At 67.5% G+C, this 19,978-nt stretch carries 11 protein-coding genes; 5 read left to right on the forward strand and 6 right to left on the reverse strand.

All coding sequences use genetic code 11. The annotated features are described in order from the left end of the window. Nucleotides 1-9: 9 nt before the first annotated feature. From ACM2ZB_RS17290 to ACM2ZB_RS17315, 6 genes are all read right to left on the reverse strand, one after another. A complete protein-coding gene (locus ACM2ZB_RS17290) occupies nucleotides 10-804 on the reverse strand; it encodes an SDR family NAD(P)-dependent oxidoreductase (RefSeq protein WP_416056353.1) in 795 nt (264 codons plus the stop codon). 123 nt (nucleotides 805-927) lie between these two features. Further along, complete coding sequence (yccS, locus tag ACM2ZB_RS17295; protein WP_416056354.1) at nucleotides 928-3,108, reverse strand: YccS family putative transporter; 2,181 nt, start codon at nucleotides 3,106-3,108, stop codon at nucleotides 928-930. Nucleotides 3,109-3,261: 153 nt separating this feature from the next. Then, nucleotides 3,262-5,319 (reverse strand): TonB-dependent siderophore receptor, encoded by a 2,058-nt coding sequence (locus ACM2ZB_RS17300; RefSeq protein WP_416056355.1) that lies wholly within the window; start codon nucleotides 5,317-5,319, stop codon nucleotides 3,262-3,264. Nucleotides 5,320-5,590: 271 nt separating this feature from the next. Then, complete coding sequence (locus ACM2ZB_RS17305) at nucleotides 5,591-8,713, reverse strand: efflux RND transporter permease subunit (RefSeq protein ID WP_416056356.1); 3,123 nt, start codon at nucleotides 8,711-8,713, stop codon at nucleotides 5,591-5,593. 31 nt (nucleotides 8,714-8,744) lie between these two features. Beyond that, nucleotides 8,745-11,978, reverse strand: coding sequence for an efflux RND transporter permease subunit (locus tag ACM2ZB_RS17310; RefSeq protein WP_416056357.1), 3,234 nt, complete (start codon nucleotides 11,976-11,978; stop codon nucleotides 8,745-8,747). 74 nt (nucleotides 11,979-12,052) lie between these two features. Then, entirely contained in the window at nucleotides 12,053-13,297 is a 1,245-nt protein-coding gene (locus ACM2ZB_RS17315; protein ID WP_313440864.1) for an efflux RND transporter periplasmic adaptor subunit, read from the reverse strand. Between the two features lie 187 nt (nucleotides 13,298-13,484). Here ACM2ZB_RS17315 and ACM2ZB_RS17320 point away from each other — a divergent pair, with 187 nt between their 5' ends. The 5 genes from ACM2ZB_RS17320 (at nucleotide 13,485) to ACM2ZB_RS17340 (ending at nucleotide 19,873) form a co-directional block, all read left to right on the forward strand. Then, nucleotides 13,485-14,792, forward strand: a complete 1,308-nt coding sequence (locus ACM2ZB_RS17320; protein WP_416056358.1) for a M20 family metallopeptidase — start codon at nucleotides 13,485-13,487, stop codon at nucleotides 14,790-14,792. Between the two features lie 585 nt (nucleotides 14,793-15,377). Continuing rightward, nucleotides 15,378-16,196 (forward strand): NADPH-dependent 7-cyano-7-deazaguanine reductase QueF, encoded by an 819-nt coding sequence (gene queF / locus ACM2ZB_RS17325; protein WP_416056359.1) that lies wholly within the window; start codon nucleotides 15,378-15,380, stop codon nucleotides 16,194-16,196. A gap of 208 nt (nucleotides 16,197-16,404) precedes the next feature. Next, nucleotides 16,405-16,698 carry a LysM peptidoglycan-binding domain-containing protein gene (locus ACM2ZB_RS17330; RefSeq protein ID WP_108757357.1) on the forward strand — a complete coding sequence of 98 codons (294 nt, stop codon included), beginning with the start codon at nucleotides 16,405-16,407 and terminating at the stop codon, nucleotides 16,696-16,698. Between the two features lie 57 nt (nucleotides 16,699-16,755). Then, a complete protein-coding gene (locus tag ACM2ZB_RS17335; protein WP_416056360.1) occupies nucleotides 16,756-17,265 on the forward strand; it encodes a hypothetical protein in 510 nt (169 codons plus the stop codon). Nucleotides 17,266-17,650: 385 nt separating this feature from the next. Further along, nucleotides 17,651-19,873, forward strand: coding sequence for an NADP-dependent isocitrate dehydrogenase (locus ACM2ZB_RS17340; protein WP_416056361.1), 2,223 nt, complete (start codon nucleotides 17,651-17,653; stop codon nucleotides 19,871-19,873). The last annotated feature ends 105 nt before the right edge of the window (nucleotides 19,874-19,978 follow it).

Raw genomic sequence — 19,978 nt, forward strand, 5'->3', positions numbered from 1 at the left:
CCCGCGGCCTCAGACGATATCGTCGACCACGCCGCCGTCCACGCGCAGGGCGGCACCGGACGTCGCCGAGGCCTGCGCAGAGGCCAGGTAGACCACCATGTTGGCCACTTCCTCGACGGTGGCCGCGCGCTGGATCACCGACGCCGGGCGGTGGGCCATGACGAACTCACGGCCGATCTGCTCCAGCGGTTTGCCGCTGCGTGCGCGCTCTTCCTCGAACATCGCCGCGAAGCCGTCGGACAGGGTCGGGCCGGGCAGCACCGCGTTGACGGTGACGCCGCTGCCGGCCACGCGCTTGGCCAGACCGCGCGACAGCGACAGCTGCGCGGTTTTGCTGACCCCGTAATGGATCATGTCGGCCGGGATGTTGCGCGCCGATTCAGAGGAAATGAACAGCACCCGGCCCCAGCCGGCATCGACCATGGCCGGCAGCAGGGCGCGGGCCAGGCGCACGCCGGACATCACGTTGGTCTGCCAGTAGCGTTCCCAGGTGGCGTCGTCGGTGTCGAAGAAATCCTGCGGGCCGAAGATGCCGGCGTTGTTGACCAGGATGTCGATCTTCGGCAGGCCGGCCAGCAGGGTCTCCACGCCGGCGGCATCGGAGAGGTCGGCCGCCACGCCGATCACCTCGGCGCCGGGCACCGCGGCCAGCAGGCGCTGGCGCCCGCGCTCGGTGCTGTCGGCGCTGCGGCCGTTGATGACCACCGTGGCGCCGGCCGCGGCCAGCCCCTCGGCGATGGCCAGGCCGATGCCGGCGGTGGAGGCAGTGACCAGCGCAGTGCGGCCGCCAAGTTCGATCTTCATGGGGAGCATCCAGCAACGGGGGGATGGCCCAGTATCAACCCGGCGGCGTGATCGCGATGCAGCGCCAACTGCAACACGATGTTGCGCCGTCGGCAGCGCCGGGCCATGCCCGGCGGCACGGTGTCAGGTCAGGGTCGCCACCGCCTGGTTGGCCGCTGCGCGCACCTTCGGCAGCAGCCGCAGCACCAGCGCCATCTGCGTGCGGATCAGCTGCAGTTTCGGCGGCATGGCATCTTCGATCTGTTCCAGCTCGGCGGCCACCGCGCGATCGGCATCGTTGTCCTCCTCGCTGACCGGCTGCCGCGCGGTCAGCGCCGTGGCCAGCTGCTGCAGCGCCTTGCGTACGCGCTCACCGGCGGCCAGCGCCAGCGGATCGCCGGCGTAGCTGTCCACCTGGTCGCGGTGCGCGCCCAAGGCCGAAAGATGCCCAAGCAGGGTGTTGGACAGGGCCAGGAAGTGGAAGCCGGCGTCCAGGTTGCGGCGCACGTGGCCGGGCTCGCGCAGCATGTTCGACAGCGCGGTGGACAGCGCCGCGTCCGCGTTGTGCATGTCGCGGCGGGCGATGCGGTAGGCCAGGTCGTCGCGCATGCCGCTGCGGTACTGGCCCAGCACTGAATCCAGGTAGCGCGCGGCGGTATCCAGCACGCGTGCCAGCACCAGGTGCAGCTGCCGGCCCTGCCAGTCGGGCAGGATCAGGAACGCGGCTGCGGCGGCAATCGCACAGCCCAGCACCGTATCGACCATGCGCGGCACGATCAGCACGAAGCCATCGCCGATCAGGTTGAAGCAGGTCAGTGCCATCACCGTGATCGCCGCCGAGGCCACCAGGTAGCGGTCAGTGCGGGTGAAGAAGAACAGCAGCGCCGACAGCAGGGCGATCAGCAGCTGCACGTGCAGCTGCGGGAACAGCTGCAGCAGCGCCCAGGTCAGCACCAGGCCGGCCAGCGTGCCGACGATGCGCTGGGCCAGGCGCTGGCGGGTGGCACCGAAGTTGGGCCGGCACACGAACACGATGGTCAGCAGCACCCACGAGCCGTTCTGTGCATTGAACAGGCGGATGGCCACGAAGCCGGCGATCAGCGCCAGCGCCATGCGCAGGCCGTGGCGGAACAGCACCGACCCGGGGGTGAGCTGCTGGCGGATGCGCACGCCCATTTCGCGCAGGGTGTGCGGGTTGCTGTCGCGCAGGCGGGTATCGACGTTGTCCAGGCTGGCCTCGGAACGCTCGGCGTCCAGCAGGCGGCGTTCGATGCTGCGCAGGTTGTGCACCAGCAGATCCAGCGAACCGAGCAGGCGCTGCCACTGCGGGCGCTGCTGGTCGCGCAGGTAGGCCAGCGCATCGGCCAGGTCACGCCCGGCCTGCTGGTTGCTTTCGCCGTACACGAACGGGCGGCGCAGGCGGATCGCTTCACCCAGCCGCGCGCAGGCCTGGCCCTGCAGGTCGAGCAGGCGCTGGCAGCGGTACAGCACATCGCTGTGGAAGAACGCATCGACCAGATCGCCATACGGGTAGTGCGAAGAACTGGCGCGCTCGTGGAAATCCTGCGCCATGTAGTACAGGCGCAGGTACAGGCCGGAATTCACGCCGGGCCGGCCGGAGCGGCCGAAGCGGGCGAGGATCGCCGTCTTGGCCTCGTTCAGCGCACCGACCACGCGCCGGTTCTGTTCGGCCAGATCCAGCTGGCGGCGCTGCAGGTCAGCTTCGCGCACCGGTTCGAACAGGGTGGCCTTCAGCTGCAGGTAGCGGCCCAGTTCCACATACAGGCGCGCGACCCGTTCGCGCACCGGGCGGTTGGCGAACAGCGCCGTCCACAGGATCGACAGCAGGCCGTACCAGACGGCACCGGCCAGCAGGTGGCTGACCGCATCCAGGGCGCGCGCCAGATCGCCGGCACCGCCATGCTGTTCCAGCCCGATCATGGTGTAGATGGCCAGGGTGACCGTGGCCTGGGCGATGGAGGCATAGCGTTCGCCCAGCGCGCCCAGCAGGGTCAGGCTGAAGGTGGACAGTGCCAGTGCGCCGATGAACACCCACGGCAACGGGAACAGCCAGATGACCGAGGCGGCGGCGATGCAGAAGCACAGCAGCGACAGCAGTACCGCCTTGGTCCGGCCCCACCAGTTGTCATCGGTTTCGGCGATGGCGCTGGCGATAATGCCCAGAAACACGCCGGGCAGCGCCGGCAGCGCGTCCAGATGCCAGCACAGGCCCAGTGCCGCGGTGAGGGCGATGAACACACGCAGGCCATAGCTGGCCTTCTCATGGGCCCACAGGCGGCTGAAACGGGAATCGCGGGCGGACATGCAGGCTCGGGTGGCGGGATGCCCCCCATTATTGCGGTGCGCGCGTGAAATGGGGCGTTCGATGTGCGGACCAACCATCGAATACGGTAGCGCCGCGCCATGCGCGGCGGACAGGCAGAACCGCCGGGCATGGCCCGGCGCTACCGAAGCCGGTTACATCTCCCAGCGCACGCTCACCGCGAAGGTGCGCGGCAGGCCGACGCCCGCGTTCGACCAGTACCTGCGGTTGGCCAGGTTTTCCACGCTGGCACGCAGGGTGACCGGGTGCCCGGACGCCAGCAGGCGGTAGCCCACCCCGGCATTGACCAGAGTGTAGTCGGGCAGTTTCAGGGTGTTGTCCGCGTCGTACCAGACATCGCCGTAGTAGCGCACGGCGGCGTAGGTTTCCAGCCCATCCACCCACGGCAGCTGGTAGCTGGCATGCAGCACGCCACTCCAGCGGGCGGCGCCCACGGTGCGGTTGCCCTCCTGCGATGCGCTGGACGGCGACAGCTTGTCGTAGGTCGGGTCCAGCCAGGTCACGCCGCCGCCCAGGGTCAGCGCATCGGTCAGGTGCAGGTCGGCGCTGGCCTCCACGCCTTCGTAAAGGGTGATGCCATCCTGCACCAGGCGCAGCCCGGCATCGGTCTGCTGGTCGATGTTGGCACCGCGCTCCAGGAGGAACGCCGCCACGTTGGCGTTCCAGCGTGCGGCTTCCACCTTGGCGCCCACTTCGAACTGCTTGCTGATGGTCGGGTCCAGCACATCGCCGGCATTGATGTAGGAATTGCCCACGCGGCTGCCGGCTTCCAGCGATTCGATGTAGCTGGCGTACAGGGTGACGGCCTCGCTGGGCTTGAACATCACCGCGTAGGTCGGGGTGACCGGGTAGGTGTGGTAGCGGCCCTTGGTTTCAAAGTCGTTGTAGCGCCAGCCGGCCAGCAGCGACCAGCCGCCGCCGAAATCGACGGTGTCGCTGGCGAACACCGCCTGCTGCACGGTTTCATCGCCGCGGCTCAGCACCCGCGAACCCACCGCATCGTGGCGGATGCTGGAACGCTGGTAGAGGTTGGCGCGGCCGATGGTGGTCCACTCATAGGGGCGGTCCCAGCCCAGCCCGGTCTGGTGGCTGATACCGGCTACCAGCTGGTGCTGCAGCGGGCCGGTGCGGAAGCTGCCCTGCACCAGCGCCTGGGCCAGCTTCCATTCGCTCTTGCCGCCCAGCTCGTAGACGTTCACGTCGTAGTCGCCGTTCACATCGTCGATGTAGGCGAAGATCTTGTTCACGTCGTTCCACGAGGTGGTCACGCCGTAGCTCAGGCTGGCCTTCCAGTCGCTGTTGATCTGCCAGTCCAGCGCGGTGGACAGCAGGCTGGAACGGGTGTCGTAGTAGGTGCCCGGTACGCTGTTGTCGACATCACCGGCGATCGTGCGCGGCAGCGAGGTCAGGCCGCGGAAGTAGTACTGCGGCGATTCCTCGCTCAGGTCGCGTGACTGGAACACGCCATCAAAGGTCCAGGTGAGCGCATCGCTCAGGCGCGCATCCAGCGACAGCGCGCCGACCTTGCGGTCCACGTGGCCGCCGTTGAAGGTCTCGCCGTTCTCCCGGTAGGCATTGAAGCGGTAGCCGAACATCTGCTCGTTGCCGAAGCGGCCGCCGGTGTCGACGCCACCGCTGACGATGCCCTGTTCGCGCCAGCCGAGTTGGGCGGAGAAGGTCGGCGTTTCGGTCGGCTTCTTGGTGATGTAGTTGACGATGCCGCCCGGCGCGCCGAAGCCATACAGGAAACCACCCGGGCCCTTCAGCAGGTCGACCTGCTCCATCACTTCCAGCGGCCATTCGGTGCCCCACGAGGACACCTGCAGGCCGTTGACCCGGTAGCTGTCGAAGTTCAGGTCGATGCCGCGGTTGCGGATCGGCGAACTCCAGCCGCTGGCATAGGCGCTGACCTGGGTGCTGACCGAAGGGTCGAACAGGAAGGCTTCGCCCAGCGACACGACCTGGCGCTGTTCAAGCTGCTCGCGGCCGACGGCGGTGATGGCGAACGGGGTATCGCGCAGGGCGCGATCGCCCAGTGCACCGGCATCGGTGTGGGTGCGTTCGGCGGTGACCTTGATCGCATCCAGGTCGGTGGCACTGCGGGTGTCGGCCGGCGCTTCGGCGTGGGCAGCGCAGGCGACGGACAGGGCGATGGCCAGGGTGGCCAGGCGGGGGGAACGGGTGGGCAGCATCGATGGAGGTCCTCGGCGGACGGCCACGAGCCATCCGCCCATGCAGGGGGAAAGGTCAATGGCTGGGATCACGCAGGCGTGCCGGGAACCGGCAGCGGGGCGCCGCAACGGGGCGCAGGACCATGGCTGGATGCGAATTGTTCTCTTTTCGTTACGGTGCGTCAAACCCGGGGGGACCAGGCAGCCGGCCAGCGGCCGGCTCTACCCGTAGATCCACGCCATGCGTGGATGGCCTTCCGCGGTAGTGCCGGCCGCTGGCCGGCACCTCCCGTCACGCGCGCTGCGCGCGCTTGAGCAGCTTTGCTTCGCGCTTCCGCGCGCGGCGGGCGCGCCAGCGTTCGGCCAGGCACGAGAAGATCACGTACAGCGCCGGGGTGCTCAGCAGGGTCAGGCTCTGCGAGAACAGCAGGCCGCCGATCATCGCGATGCCCAGCGGCCGGCGCAGCTCGGAGCCCTCACCGAGGCCGATCGCCAGCGGCACCGCCGCCAGGATCGCCACCATGGTGGTCATCATGATCGGGCGGAAGCGCACGATGCTGGCCTCACGCGCGGCCTCACGCGGCGCCAGGCCATGCTCGCGCTGCGCCACCAGGGCGAAGTCGATCATCATGATCGCGTTCTTCTTGACGATGCCGATCAGCAGCACCAGCGCGATCATCGAGATGACCGACAGTTCGGTGTTGGTGCCGAACAGCGCCAGCAGCGCGCCCACGCCGGCCGCCGGCAGGGTGGACAGGATCGTCACCGGGTGGATCAGGCTTTCGTACAGCATGCCCAGCACCAGGTACACGGTCAGGATCGCCGCCATCACCAGGATCAGCATGTCGCTGGGGTCGGAATTGAAGCCGAAGCCCGCATCGTCGGCCAGGCGGATGTCGCCCGGCATGCGCATGCCTGCCACCGTCGAATCGATGATCGCCTTGGCCTCGCCGGCACTGACGCCGGGCGCGAGGTTGTAGCTCAGGTCCATCGTCGTGTACTGGTTTTCATGGGTGATCTGCGACGGCGCCAGCCCCGGCGCCTGGCGGGCCACCGCGGTGATCGGCACCATTTCGCCGCTGCGTGCCTTCACGTAGACCTCGTCCAGCGCCGCCGGCGTGGCGGTCTGCGACGGCAGCGCGTTGACCACCACGCTGTACTGGTTGATGTCCGAGTAGATCGTGGAGATCTGGCGTTGGCCGAAGGCGCCATACAGCGCGCCATCGATCGCACCGACCGAGATGCCCAGCCGCGCCGCCTTGGCGCGGTCGATCTCGATGTTCTGGCGCAGGCCGGCGTTGTCCACGTCGGTGCCCACGTCACGCAGCTTGGGGTTCTTCTTCAATGCCGCCTGCAGCTTGGGCAGCCATTCCTGCAGTGCGGCCAGGTCGTTGCCCTGCAGTGAAATGCGGTACTGCGCGCCCTGGCTGTTGCCACCGCCATCGTTGCTGGGCAGATCCTGGATCGCGCGCAGGCGCAGCTGCAGGTCGGGGTAACGGTCGGCCTTGGCGCTCAGGCGCGCCAGTGCATGGGCGGTGGTTTCGCGGCGGCCTTCCTTGCGCGACTTCAGTTCCACGTTGAACTGCGCGCTGGAACCCTGGCGGCCGCTGCCCAGGCGCACGCCCACGGTCTTCACCGCCGGGTCGGCCATCAGCATGTCGGTGATGCGGCGCTGGCGGGCCACCATGTCCTCGAAGGACACCGTGGCGCTGGAGTTGGCGCGGCCCCAGATCAGGCCGGTGTCCTGCGGCGGGAACGCACCCTTCTTCACCGCACCGAACAGGAAGATGGTGACGCCGATCAGGATCAGCGGGGTGAGCGAAAGCAGCAGCGCATGGCGCAGCGAGAAGTCCAGGAACACCGTGTAGATGCGCAGCATGCGGTCATGCCCGGCATCGAGCCAGCGGCCGAAGCGCGACGGTGCGGCGGTGTGGTCATGCGCGCTGAGGAAGCGGCTGCACAGCGCCGGGGTCAGGGTCAGCGAGACGATCATCGAGACCACGATGGCCGCCACCAGGGTGACGGTGAACTCGCGGAAGAACGCGCCCATCATGCCGCTGGCGAACAACAGCGGAATGAACACCGCCACCAGCGAGGCGGTGATGGAGACGATGGTGAAGCCGATCTCGCGCGCACCGGTGAAGGCCGCCTGCATGCGCGGCATGCCTTCATCCAGGTGGCGCATGATGTTCTCGATCACCACGATCGCATCGTCCACCACGAAGCCAATCGCGATCACCAGCGCCAGCAGGCTCAGGTTGTTCAGTGTGAAGCCCAGCGCGTACATCACCAGCGCCGCGCCGGCCAGCGACAGCGGCACGGTGACCGCGGCGATCAGGGTCGGCGCCAGCCGGCGCAGGAACAGCGCCATGGTCAGCACCACCATCGCCAGGCTGATCAGCAGGGTGATCTGCACCTCATGCAGTGACGAGCGGATGGTCGGCGTACGGTCGAAGTACGGCGTCATCGTGGTGCCGGGCTGCAGGTAGTCGCGCAGCGCGGGAATCTGCGCCTTCACCCGGTCCACGGTTTCCACGATGTTGGCGCCGGCGCGGGTGAACACGTACATCACCACGGCCGGTTTGTGGTCGAACCAGGCGGCCTGGTAGGCATCCTGCTGGCCGTCGTAGACGTTGGCGATGTCCTTCAGGCGGATCACCCGGCCATCGCCCTGGGTCTTCACCACCAGATCGGCGAAATCGGCGGCGCGGGCGACCGAATCGTTGGCGATGATGGCCGTGGTGGTGTTGCCATCGCTGAGGAAGCCGGTGGGCGAGGTGACGTTGGCCGCGCGCACGGCATTGCGCAGGTCATCGGCGGTCAGGCCCAGGGCGTTCATCAGGCGCAGGTTGACGTCCACGCGCACGGCCGGCGTCGAGGCGCCGGCGATATCCACTGATGCCACGCCGCTGATCTGGCGGATGCGCTGGGCCAGCAGCGAATCGGCCACGTTGTACAACTCGTCGGCCGACTGCGTCTGCGAGGTCAGCGCGATGGCGATGACCGGATCATCATTCGGGTTCGCCTTCTGGTACATCGGCGAACCCAGCCCCGAGGGCAGGTCGGCCTGCGCCGAATTGATCGCGGTCTGTACGTCCAGCGCCGCAGAATCGATATCGCGGTCGGTCTGGAAGATCATGAACACCAGCGAGCTGCCTTCCGAGCTCGACGAGCGCATGCGGTCGATGCCCGGCAGCTGGCCCAGGTGGCGTTCCAGCGGTGCGGTCACCGTGGAGGCCATGGTCGCCGCGTCGGCGCCAGACTGGCTGGCGTGCACGAAGATCACCGGGATCTCGATGTTCGGCAGCGCAGACACGCCCAGCCGCAGGTAGCAGATCACGCCGATCATGAACAGGCCGATGGCCAGCAGGGCGGTGCCGATCGGGCGGCGGATGAAGGGGCCGGACAGGTTCATCGTGCGGCCCCCCGCAGCAGCGGGGCGTGGATCATGCCTGCGGCTCCTGCAGCGTGCCGTCGCGCAGTGCGCGCTGCTCTCGGCGGCGGGCCAGCCACTCGGAGAAGCGTTCCATGTACAGGTAGATCACCGGCGTGGTGTACAGCGTGACCAGCTGCGACAGCAGCAGGCCGCCCACAATGGCGATGCCCAGCGGGCGGCGCAGTTCCGAACCGATGCCGGTGCCCAGCGCCAGCGGCAGCGCGCCCAGCATGGCCGCGGCGGTGGTCATCATGATCGGGCGGAAGCGCAGCAGGCAGGCGCGGCGGATCGCTTCGTGCGCGTTGGCACCGGCACGGCGCGCCTCGATGGCGAAGTCCACCATCATGATGCCGTTCTTCTTCACGATGCCGATCAGCAGCACGATGCCGACGATGCCGTCCACCGACAGGCTCAGCCCGCACACCATCAGTGCCAGCAGTGCGCCGACACCGGCCGGGGGCAGGGTGGAAATGATCGTGATCGGGTGGATGTAGCTTTCGTACAGCACGCCCAGCACGATGTAGATCACCACCAGCGAGGCCAGCAGCAGCCACACCACATCGGTCTGGCTGCCGGTGAATTCGGCGGCCTTGCCGATGAACTCGGCATGCAGGTGGGCCGGCATGTCCAGGCTGTCCTTGGTTTCCTGGATGGCCTTGACCGCATCGGACAGCGAGTAGCCCGGGGCGATGTTGAAGGACACCGTCACCGCCGGCAGCTGCTGCTGGTGGCTGACCACCAGCGGCGCACTGGTCACCTTGCTGTCGGCCAGGGCCGAGAGCGGGATGATATTGCCCGCACCGACGGTGATGCCCGTGTTCTGCGCGCCGATGCCGGTGGCGGTGGACGAGTTGGACGAGGTGACCTGGCCGAAACTGGTGGCGTTGGTGCCGGTCAGCGCGCCGGCACCGTTGGAGGCCACGGCCAGCTGTTCCATCAGCGCGGTGCTTGTGCGGAATTCCGGGGCCACTTCCAGCACCACGCGGTACTGGTTGAGCTCGGTGAAGATGGTGGAGATCTGGCGCTGGCCGAACGCATCGTAGAGCGTGTCATCGATGGTCTGCATCGGCACGCCCAGCACGCTGGCCTTGTCGCGGTCGATGTTCAGTTCCAGCGCACGGCCCTGGTTGGACAGGTTGTTGTCCACGTCGGCCAGTTCCGGGCGCTGGCGCAGCGCCTCGGTCAGGCGCGTGGCCTGGGTGGCCACGGTGGCCGGATCCACGTCCGACAGCGAGTACTGGTACTCGGTGGCCGCCACGCGGGTATCCAGGGTCACGTCCTGCACCGGCTTCAGGTACAGCGCCACGCCCGGAATGCCGGCCACTGCCTTCTGCAGGCGCGGCAGGATCTCATCCAGGCCATCACGCTCGCCGCGCTCCTTCAGCACGATCGACAGCTGGCCCTGGTTGAGCGTGGGGTTCATGCTGCCGGCGCCGATGAAGGCCGACACGCCGGTCACGTCCGGGTCCTTGCGCAGGGCTTCGGCCACCTGCTTGGTGCGCTGTTCCATCTGCGGGAAGGCGATGTTCTGGTCGGCCTGGACCACGCCGGTGATCAGGCCGGTGTCCTGTTCGGGCAGCAGGCCCTTGGGAATCAGCACGTACAACAGCACGGTCAGCACCAGGGCGGCGCCGGCCACGGCCAGGGTCAGGCGCTGGTGGCCCAGCACCCAGTCCAGGCTGTGTTCGTACAGGCCGACGGTGCGCGTCCACAGGTTCTGCTTGCCGGCCGCCGCCGCGCGCTCATGTGCGTCTTCGCCTTCGGGCAGGGCGTCGGGCTTGAGCAGATAGGCGCACATCATCGGCGTGAGCGTCAGCGAGATCAGCATCGACAGCACGACCGCGATGCTCAGCACCCAGGCGAACTCATGGAACAGGCGGCCGGTGACGCCGGGCATCAGCAGCAGCGGCAGGAACACCGCCACCAGCGACACGGTCAGCGACAGCACGGTGAAGCCGATCTGGCGCGCACCGATCTCGGCCGCTTCCTTGCCACTCTTGCCCTGCTCGATGTAGCGGACGATGTTCTCGATCATCACGATCGCATCGTCCACCACGAAGCCGGTGGCCACCACCAGGGCCATCAGCGAAAGGTTGTCCAGCGACATGCCGGCAAAGGCCATCACCGCGAAGGTGCCGGCCAGCGACAGCGGCACCGCCACCGAGGGAATGATGGTGGCCCAGAACCGGCGCAGGAACACGAAGATGACCGCCACCACCAGGCCGATGGTGAGGATCAGGGTGAACTGCACTTCATGCACCGAGGCACGGATGGTCTCGGTGCGGTCGTTGAAGATGTCCAGGTGCACGTCGGCCGGCAGCACGCCCTGCAGCTGCGGCAGGATCGCGCGGATGCGCTCGACGGTCTGCACGATGTTGGCGCCCGGCTGGCGGCGCACTTCCAGCAGCACCGCCGGCTTGCCATCGGCCCAGGCGGCCAGCTGATCGTTCTCCACGCCATCGACCACGTCGGCCACGTCGGACAGCCGCACCGGGCGGCCGTTCCTGTAGCTGATGATGGTGTCGCGGTATTCGGCGGCGCTGGCCAGCTGGTCGTTGGTGCCGATGCTGTAGGACTGGGTCTTGCCATTCAACGAACCCTTGGGCGCATTGACGTTGGCCTGGGTGAGCGCGCTGCGCAGCTCCTCCATGGTCAGGCCCATGTTCGACAGCTGCGCGGGATTGACCTGGATGCGCACGGCCGGGCGCACGTTACCGGCGATCGATACCAGGCCCACACCCTGCACCTGCGACAGGCGCTGGGCCAGGATCGAGTCGGCGTAGTTGTTGACGTCACGCAGCGGGCGCGTGTCCGAGGTCAGCTTCAGGGTGACGATGGCCGCGTCGGCCGGATTCACCCGGTTGTAGACCGGCTGGTACGGCAGCGAGGAGGGCAGGGTGGCTTGGCGGATCGCCGCCTGCACGTCCTGCGCGGCGATGTCGATGTCCCGGTCCATCGAGAACTGCAGGATGATGGTCGACAGGCCTGCCGAGGAATCGGAGGTCATCAGCTCCAGCCCGGAGATCTGCCCGAACTGGCGCTCCAGCGGCGTGGTCACCAGCGAGGCCATGGTGGTCGCGTTGGCACCCGGGTACTGGGTGGTGACCACCAGGCTGGGCGCATCGATTTCCGGCAGCGCCGACACCGGCAGCTTGCGGTAACCCAGGATGCCCAGCAGCAACAGACCCGCCATCAACAGCGAGGTAGCGATGGGACGGCGGATGAAGATCGTCGAAAAGCCCACGGACGGATCCTTGCTGGTGCTTCAATGGCAGCGCCGGCATCGAGGCCGGCGCGGAAGGAAAGGGAGGCCTGCGCTCAGCGCGGGCCGCCACCACGACGGCCACCGCCGCCACCACTCTTCTGTTCGGCGGCCTTCAGCTCGGCCTCGGTGGGCGCGGCCGGGGTCTCGCCCGGCTTCAGCGCGGTCACCTTGCTGCCCGGCTTCAGGCGGAACTGGCCTTCGCTGACCACCCGCTCGCCGCCCTTCAGGCCTTCGGCGATCTGCACCTGGCTGTCGCCCACTTCCACGCCGCTGCGCACGGTCTGCATCTTCACCGTATTGTCGCCCTGCACCACATAGACGTACTCGCCGTCCGGGCCACGCAGCACCGCCTGGGTGGGAATGACCACGCCGCCGGCAATGGTGCGCAGCTGCATGCGCACGTTGACGAACTGGCCCGGCCACAGGCCGTTGTCGGTGTTGTCGAAGATCGCGCGGGCCTTGAACGTGCCGCTGTCGGCGCTGATCAGGTTGTCGACCACGTCCAGCTTGCCGTCACCGGACAGCACGTGCGAATCGGCGCGGTCCAGTGCGGCCACCGGCACTGCACCGGCGTTCTGCGCCTGGCGCACGTCGCCCAGTTGGCGCTCGGGCAGGTTGAACAGCACGTGGATCGGGTGGATCTGGGTGAGGGTGACCAGCGCGGTACCGGCGTTGACCACGTTGCCGGCGTCGACCGCACGGATGCCGGCAATGCCCGAGATCGGCGCGGTGATGCGGGTGTACTGCAGCTGCACCTGCGCGGCGCGCGCGCTGGCTTCGTTGGCGGCCACGGCGCTTTCGTACTGTGCCACTTGGTTTCGCTGTGTATCCAGATCGGTCTTGGCGACGAACTGGCGGTACTCCGGCGCGTTGGAGCGCTGGTAGTTGGAACGGGCGGTGGCCAGCAGCGCTTCGTTCTGGCGCTTGGCGGCCACGGCCTGGTCATAGCTGGCCTGGGCGCTGCGCGGGTCGATCTGCGCCAGCAGGTCACCCTGCTTCACTTCCTGGCCTTCGCGGAAATTGAGGCTCATCAGCTGGCCGCCCACCTGTGGGCTGACCGTCACGGTGTTCATCGCGGTCACCGTACCCAGCGCGCTGGCGTACACCGGCACGTCCTGGCGGGCGGCATCGACCACGGTCACCGGCACCGGACCGGCATCGGGATCCTCACCGCCCTGGCGTGCGCCAGCCGCCTGCCCGGCGGCCTTGTCCTTGCCGCCCCCCAGTACACGCAGGCCCACCACGGCCAGCACCAGCACTGCCACGACCAGCAGCACGATCTTCCAAACACGTGACATTCAAGGACTCCAAGAGGGCTGGACGGGGCGGGACCCCGGGTGGCAATGCGCAAAGCATACCTGTGCCACATCACGTTTCCTGCATGACGGATGGGACGGGCGCTAAGACCGGGCGCGGCGCTGGAGGTTCCCGTGGCGGCGGGGTTGCCCTACATTCAGGTGAAGCCCCCTGCCGTGGAGACATGAGATGCGCCGTTCGTTGCTGCTGTCCGCCCTGCTGCTGGCCCTGCCGGCCCTTGCCCACGCCGAACAGGCCGAGCGCCCGGAAGTGACTGCTGCCGCGCAGCGCCTGCAGGCCCGGGTGGTGGAGTGGCGGCGAGACTTCCACCAGCACCCCGAGCTGTCCAACCGCGAGGAGCGCACCTCGGCCGAGGTCGCCAAGCGCCTGCGCGCGATGGGCCTCAAGCCGCGCACCGGCATCGCCCACCACGGCGTGGTGGCGATCATCGAAGGCGGCAAGCCGGGCCCGAAGATCGCCCTGCGCGCGGACATGGACGCGCTGCCGGTGACCGAGCAGACCGGCCTGCCGTTCGCTTCCAAGGCCACCGCGCAGTACCGCGGGCAGACCGTGGGGGTGATGCATGCCTGCGGCCACGACGCGCATACCGCCACCCTGCTGGGCGTGGCCGAGGCGCTGGTGGCGATGAGGAAGGACCTGCCGGGGCAGGTGATGCTGATCTTCCAGCCGTCCGAGGAAGGCGCGCCGCCGCCGGAGGAAGGTGGTGCCGCGCTGATGCTGAAGGAAGGCCTGTTCGCCGACTTCAAGCCGGAAGCGGTGTTCGGCCTGCATGTGTTTTCCAGCGTGCAGGCCGGGCAGATCGCCGTGCGCGGTGGCCCGCTGATGGCCGCGTCCGACCGGTTCGGCATCAGGGTGATCGGCCGCCAGACGCATGGCTCGGCGCCGTGGAATGGGGTGGACCCGATCGTGGCCACGGCCGACCTGGTGGGCACCGCGCAGACCATCGTCAGCCGCCGCGCCAACCTGTCCAAGCAACCGGCGGTACTGACCTTCGGCGCGATCAACGGCGGCATCCGCTACAACATCATTCCGGATGAAGTGGAGATGGTCGGCACCATCCGCACCTTCGACGAAGGCATGCGCCAGCAGATCTTCGCCGACCTGCGCAACGTGGCCGAACACACCGCGGCCGCGCACGGCGCCAAGGCGGTGACGGACATCTACGAATCGGAAGGCAACCCGGCCACGGTGAACGACCCGGCGCTGACCGCGAAGATGCTGCCGAGCCTGCAGGCGGTGGTGGGCAAGGACAACGTGTACGAGCCGCCGCTGCAGATGGGGGCGGAGGATTTCTCGCTGTACGCGAAGGAGGTGCCGGGCATGTTCTTCTTCGTGGGTTCGACCAGCGTGGGGATCGATCCGGCGACGGCGCCAGCGAACCATTCGCCGAAGTTCCTGCTGGATGAGAAGGCGCTGGATGTGGGCCTGCGCGCGCTGCTGCAGGTCAGCCTGGATTACCTGCACGGCGCCGGCTGAGGGGTAACGGCAGGGCTTGCAGCCCTGCACCCGCTAACGGCAACGTCAAAAGCGGGGCTGGTTTTCTGTGGGTTGGGCGGGGCGGTGTGGGCTTGCAGGACACGCCGTAAATCCATCCATGGAGGCTCGTAGGCGCCATCCATGGCGCCTGCGGTCCTGCAAGCCCACACCACCCCGCCCCCGACAGTTTCCTGCGATCCGTCGGAACGGCACGGGGTTGGATCCCGTTGTTTCGCAACGGGCTCCGACCCCGGAATCGTTTCGATATCTGATGGATCCATCCACGCCATGCGTGGATGGCGGACGTCATGAACGTCTGAACGGCCGGCTTCTGCTTTTGAATTTGATTTTCCTGATCTTTCCCGTGGTGGCGCGGGAAACTGTCCGTGGCCGGGAGGGTGGGTTGGCTGGGGGCGTGAGCCGCATGGATGCGGCGACCGAGCTTACATGGACGTACTTGCAGCGTCCCCCAGCCAACCCACCCTCCCGGCCAACCCCGAGATCCTGCTCTTAACCACCACGGAGGGGCTCCGCCGTTGGCCGATCCGGCCGAAGGCCCGCCCTGCGCGCGATACAATGACGCCCATGAACACCCCCCAGGACTCCAGCCTCGGTCGCGAGGTCAGTTACCCGTCGCAGTACGATCCCGGCCTGCTGTTTCCCATCCCGCGCATCGGCGCCCGTTCGGAAATCGGCCTCGATGATGCCGCGCTGCCGTTCGTCGGCCATGACCGCTGGCACGCCTTCGAACTGAGCTGGCTCGACCCGCGTGGCAAGCCGCAGGTGGCCGTGGCCACCGTGCAGGTGCCGTGCACTTCGCCGCGGTTGATCGAATCGAAGTCGTTCAAGCTGTATCTGAACTCTCTCAACAGCACCCGTATCGACAGTGCCGAAGCACTGCGCGAGCGCCTGGTCGCCGATCTGTCGGCCTGTGCCGGTGCCCCGGTGCAGGTGGAATTCGGCCTGCCGGAACTGCGCGAAGCGCCGCTGGGTGAGTCCATCGACGGGCTGGAGGTGGGGATCGACTGCTATGGCCCGCCGCAGGCCGATTATCTGGCCGCCGATGCGGCCAACGTGGTGGAAGAGACTCTGGTGTCGGCCTTGCTGAAATCCAACTGCCCGGTGACCGGCCAGCCGGATTGGGCCACGGTCAGCCTGCGCTACCGGGGCCCGAAGATCGATCGTGCCGGCCTGCTGCGCTATCTGGTCAGCTACCGCGAGCACGCCGAGTTCCACGAGCAGTGCGTCGAGCGCATCTTCAGCGAGGTGTCCGCACGCTGCCAGCCGCAGTGGCTGGAAGTGGAAGCGCGCTACACCCGCCGCGGTGGCCTGGACATCAATCCCTGGCGTGCCAGTCCCGGCATCGCAGCCCCCGCTGCGACCTACCGCGAGCTGCGCCAATAAGCGCCGCCGGGCATGGCCCGGCGCTACCACCGCAGGGGATGGCCGGCGCCTACGGGTAGCGACGGGCCACGCCCGGCGAGCGCAGGGGCCATCGGCCACCCCGATTGTTCAGCCGCCCCGGGGGGCGGCTTCACATCTGCACCATCCCCATTTAACAACCGCCATGGCACCGTGCATACCACGTAGTCATGCAGACGGGAGTGTGTGGATGAGTACCGAGAAGAAGGCCGATTTCTCCGGCGTAAGCGCCAGCGTCGACAGTACCGCGCAACAGGTTCCCAAGGCGGACTTTTCCGGCGTGAGCGCATCGGTGGACAGCACCGCTGATGTTGTCAGTGGCGGCACTTACACCGTGCAGAAGGGAGATTCGCTGTCGAAGATCGCCAAGCAGCACCTGGGCGATGCCAACGCCTGGAAGAAGATCTTCGAGGCCAACCGCGATGTGCTTGACGACCCGGACAAGATCTTCCCGGGCCAGACCCTGAAGCTGCCGCCGAAGTAAGCCGGACCCGCAACCGGCCCACGATCGCTATCCGAACATGCCTGGGAGAAACCACGAATGATCAAGACCACGCCGCTTCAGAACGCCCTGCTGGCCGCCCTGCTGGGCAGTGTTGCCTTGGTGGGCTGCAAGAAGAAGGAAGAATCCACCGATACCAATGCCGCCCCGGCCGCCACTGCCCCGGCCGAGCCGGCACCGGCGCCAATGACCGGCGCGCCGCCGCCGATGGCCGCCGCAAGCGCCGTGGCCGTGTCCTCGGTCACCGTGGGCAAGAGCGCGGCTGCGGACAAGTCCGTTGCCACGGCCGCCCTGTTCGCGCCGAAGGACGATGTGGTCGTTTCGGTGAAGACCGATGGCGCCGCCAGCAACGTCAACATGGGCGCCAAGCTGACCTTCCAGGACGGCCAAGTGGCCGGTGAACAGAGCGCCACGCTGAACACCAGCGGCGCCGAGACCACCAACATCACGTTCAAGAATGCCAATGGCTGGCCGGCCGGCAAGTACCGCGCCGAAGTCATGGTTGATGGTAAGGCGGCCGGAACGCCGCAGGAGTTCGAGGTCAAGTAAGTCCCGCCGACTCTCTCCCGGTTGGACTCACGATGGACGCAGCCGCGAGGCTGCGTCTTTTTTGTTGGGCGGTTGCACGCTGGGCCGCATCCACGCATGGCGTGGATCTACCCGAACGGCCGCCGCGCCGGGTGTAGACCACGCCACGCGTGGGCGCGCGGCGATGGTTGCAACCGATACCACGGCAATGGATCACTGCGTTGCCGCAGCGCAGTACCTCAGCGTATGGCATGGCTTTGCCCCGCGCGGCTGAAAACGCGACAATGCAGGGGTTTCCCCGCCGCGCGCCCACCCTGACGGCGACGAGGGAAAGTGACACGGTTGCACGTGGCCCGGCGCTGGCGCCGGCCTTCCCCTGAGAACTGCTACAGAGTCCAAGTCCCCCATGTCCAAGATCCTCTATACGCTGACCGACGAAGCACCGTTCCTGGCGACCCAGTCGCTGCTGCCGATCATCGACGCCTATACCGCCACCGCTGGCATCGTGGTGGAAACCCGTGACATCTCGCTGTCCGGCCGCATCCTGTCGCAGTTCCCCGAACTGCTGAGCGATGCGCAGAAGGTCAGCGACGACCTGGCCGAGCTGGGCCAGCTGGCGACCACCCCGGACGCCAACATCATCAAGCTGCCGAACATCTCCGCCTCGGTGCCGCAGCTGAAGGCGGCCATCAAGGAACTGCAGGACCAGGGCTATCCGCTGCCGGATTACCCGGAAACCCCGGCCGACGACCAGCAGCGCGACTACAAGGCGCGCTATGACAAGGTCAAGGGCAGCGCGGTGAACCCGGTGCTGCGCGAAGGCAACTCCGACCGCCGCGCGCCGCTGTCGGTGAAGAACTACGCCCGCAAGCACCCGCACCGCATGGGCGCCTGGGCGTCGGATTCGAAGTCGCACGTTTCGCACATGGCCGCCGGTGATTTCTACGGCAGCGAAAAGTCGGCCACGCTGGCCAACGCCGGTGCACTGAAGATCACCTTCCACGGCAAGGACGGCAGCGCCGTCGTGCTGAAGGAAAAGACCGCGGTCAAGGCCGGCGAGATCGTCGATGCCGCCGTCATGAGCCGCAAGGCGCTGGCCACCTTCATCGGCGAGCAGATTGCCGATGCCAAGGCCCAGGGCGTGCTGTTCTCGCTGCACCTGAAGGCGACCATGATGAAGGTCTCCGACCCGATCATGTTCGGCGTTGCGGTCAACGAGTTCTACAAGGACGTGCTGGCCAAGCACGCCGACGTGCTGAAGCAGGCCGGTTTCGATGCCAACAACGGCATCGGTGACCTGGCCGCGCGCCTGCCGTCGCTGCCCGAAGCCACCCGCGCCGCCATCGAAGCCGACCTGGCCGCCGAGTACGCGCAGCGCCCGGGCGTGGCCATGGTCAACTCGGACAAGGGCATCACCAACCTGCACGTGCCGAGCGACGTGATCGTCGACGCCTCGATGCCGGCGATGATCCGCGACTCCGGCAAGATGTGGAATGCCGAAGGCAAGCTGCAGGACACCAAGGCCGTCATCCCCGACCGCTGCTATGCCGGCGTGTACCAGGCCGTCATCGACGACTGCAAGGCCAACGGTGCCTTCAACCCGGCCACCATGGGCTCGGTGCCGAACGTCGGCCTGATGGCGCAGAAGGCCGAAGAGTACGGCTCGCACGACAAGACCTTCCAGATCGCGGCCGATGGCGTGGTCAAGGTCACCGACGACGCGGGCACTGTGGTGTTCGAGCACGCCGTGGAAGCCGGTGACATCTGGCGCATGTGCCAGACCAAGGACGCACCGATCCAGGACTGGGTGAAGCTGGCCGTCGAACGCGCCCGCCTGAGCAGCACCCCGGCCGTGTTCTGGCTGGATGCCGCCCGCGCCCACGACGCGCAGGTCATCGCCAAGGTCGAGCAGTACCTGAAGGACCACGACACCAACGGCCTGGACATCCGCATCCTGCCGCCGGTGGAAGCGACCGCCTTCTCGCTGGACCGCATCCGCCAGGGCGAGGACACCATCTCGGTGACCGGCAACGTGCTGCGCGACTACCTGACCGACCTGTTCCCGATCATGGAACTGGGCACCAGCGCCAAGATGCTGTCGATCGTGCCGCTGATGGCCGGTGGCGGCCTGTTCGAGACCGGCGCCGGTGGTTCGGCCCCGAAGCACGTGCAGCAGTTCGTCGAAGAGGATTACCTGCGCTGGGATTCGCTGGGTGAATTCCTGGCCCTGGCCGCGTCGCTGGAACACCTGGGCAACCGCTACGACAATGCCGCAGCCCGCGTGCTGGCCAAGGCGCTGGACGAAGCCAACGGCCAGTTCCTGGACAACGACAAGTCGCCGTCGCGCAAGCTGGGTGGCATCGACAACCGTGGCAGCCATTTCTACATCGCGCTGTACTGGGCCCAGGCCCTGGCCGCGCAGGATGAAGACGCCGCACTGAAGGCCCGCTTCGCCCCGCTGGCCAAGGCACTGACCGACAGCGAGCAGACCATCGTCGACGAGCTGGCCGCGGTGCAGGGCAAGGCCGTGGACATCGGTGGCTACTACCGCCCGGACGTGGCCAAGGCCGGCAAGGCCATGCGCCCGAGCGCGACCTTCAACGCCGCGCTGGAGCAGCTGCGCGGCTGATCCATCGCCCGCGGCATGTGTCACCTGGAAACCCGCGCTCCGGCGCGGGTTTCTTTTTGCCTGTGGTGAGGGGGGCAGGGCCGTTGTTACTCACCCCGGAAAAAA

The sequence above is a fragment of the Stenotrophomonas maltophilia genome (genome assembly GCF_047782825.1).
GTDB lineage: Bacteria > Pseudomonadota > Gammaproteobacteria > Xanthomonadales > Xanthomonadaceae > Stenotrophomonas.

Excerpts from the sequence above, each read along its gene's own strand:
- ACM2ZB_RS17290 (WP_416056353.1), bottom strand. The coding sequence starts at position 804 with ATGAAGATCGAACTTGGCGGCCGCACTGCGCTGGTCACTGCCTCCACC.
- yccS (WP_416056354.1), bottom strand. The coding sequence starts at position 3,108 with ATGTCCGCCCGCGATTCCCGTTTCAGCCGCCTGTGGGCCCATGAGAAG.
- ACM2ZB_RS17300 (WP_416056355.1), bottom strand. The coding sequence starts at position 5,319 with ATGCTGCCCACCCGTTCCCCCCGCCTGGCCACCCTGGCCATCGCCCTG.
- ACM2ZB_RS17305 (WP_416056356.1), bottom strand. The coding sequence starts at position 8,713 with ATGAACCTGTCCGGCCCCTTCATCCGCCGCCCGATCGGCACCGCCCTG.
- ACM2ZB_RS17315 (WP_313440864.1), bottom strand. The coding sequence starts at position 13,297 with ATGTCACGTGTTTGGAAGATCGTGCTGCTGGTCGTGGCAGTGCTGGTG.
- ACM2ZB_RS17320 (WP_416056358.1), top strand. The coding sequence starts at position 13,485 with ATGCGCCGTTCGTTGCTGCTGTCCGCCCTGCTGCTGGCCCTGCCGGCC.
- queF (WP_416056359.1), top strand. The coding sequence starts at position 15,378 with ATGAACACCCCCCAGGACTCCAGCCTCGGTCGCGAGGTCAGTTACCCG.
- ACM2ZB_RS17330 (WP_108757357.1), top strand. The coding sequence starts at position 16,405 with ATGAGTACCGAGAAGAAGGCCGATTTCTCCGGCGTAAGCGCCAGCGTC.
- ACM2ZB_RS17335 (WP_416056360.1), top strand. The coding sequence starts at position 16,756 with ATGATCAAGACCACGCCGCTTCAGAACGCCCTGCTGGCCGCCCTGCTG.
- ACM2ZB_RS17340 (WP_416056361.1), top strand. The coding sequence starts at position 17,651 with ATGTCCAAGATCCTCTATACGCTGACCGACGAAGCACCGTTCCTGGCG.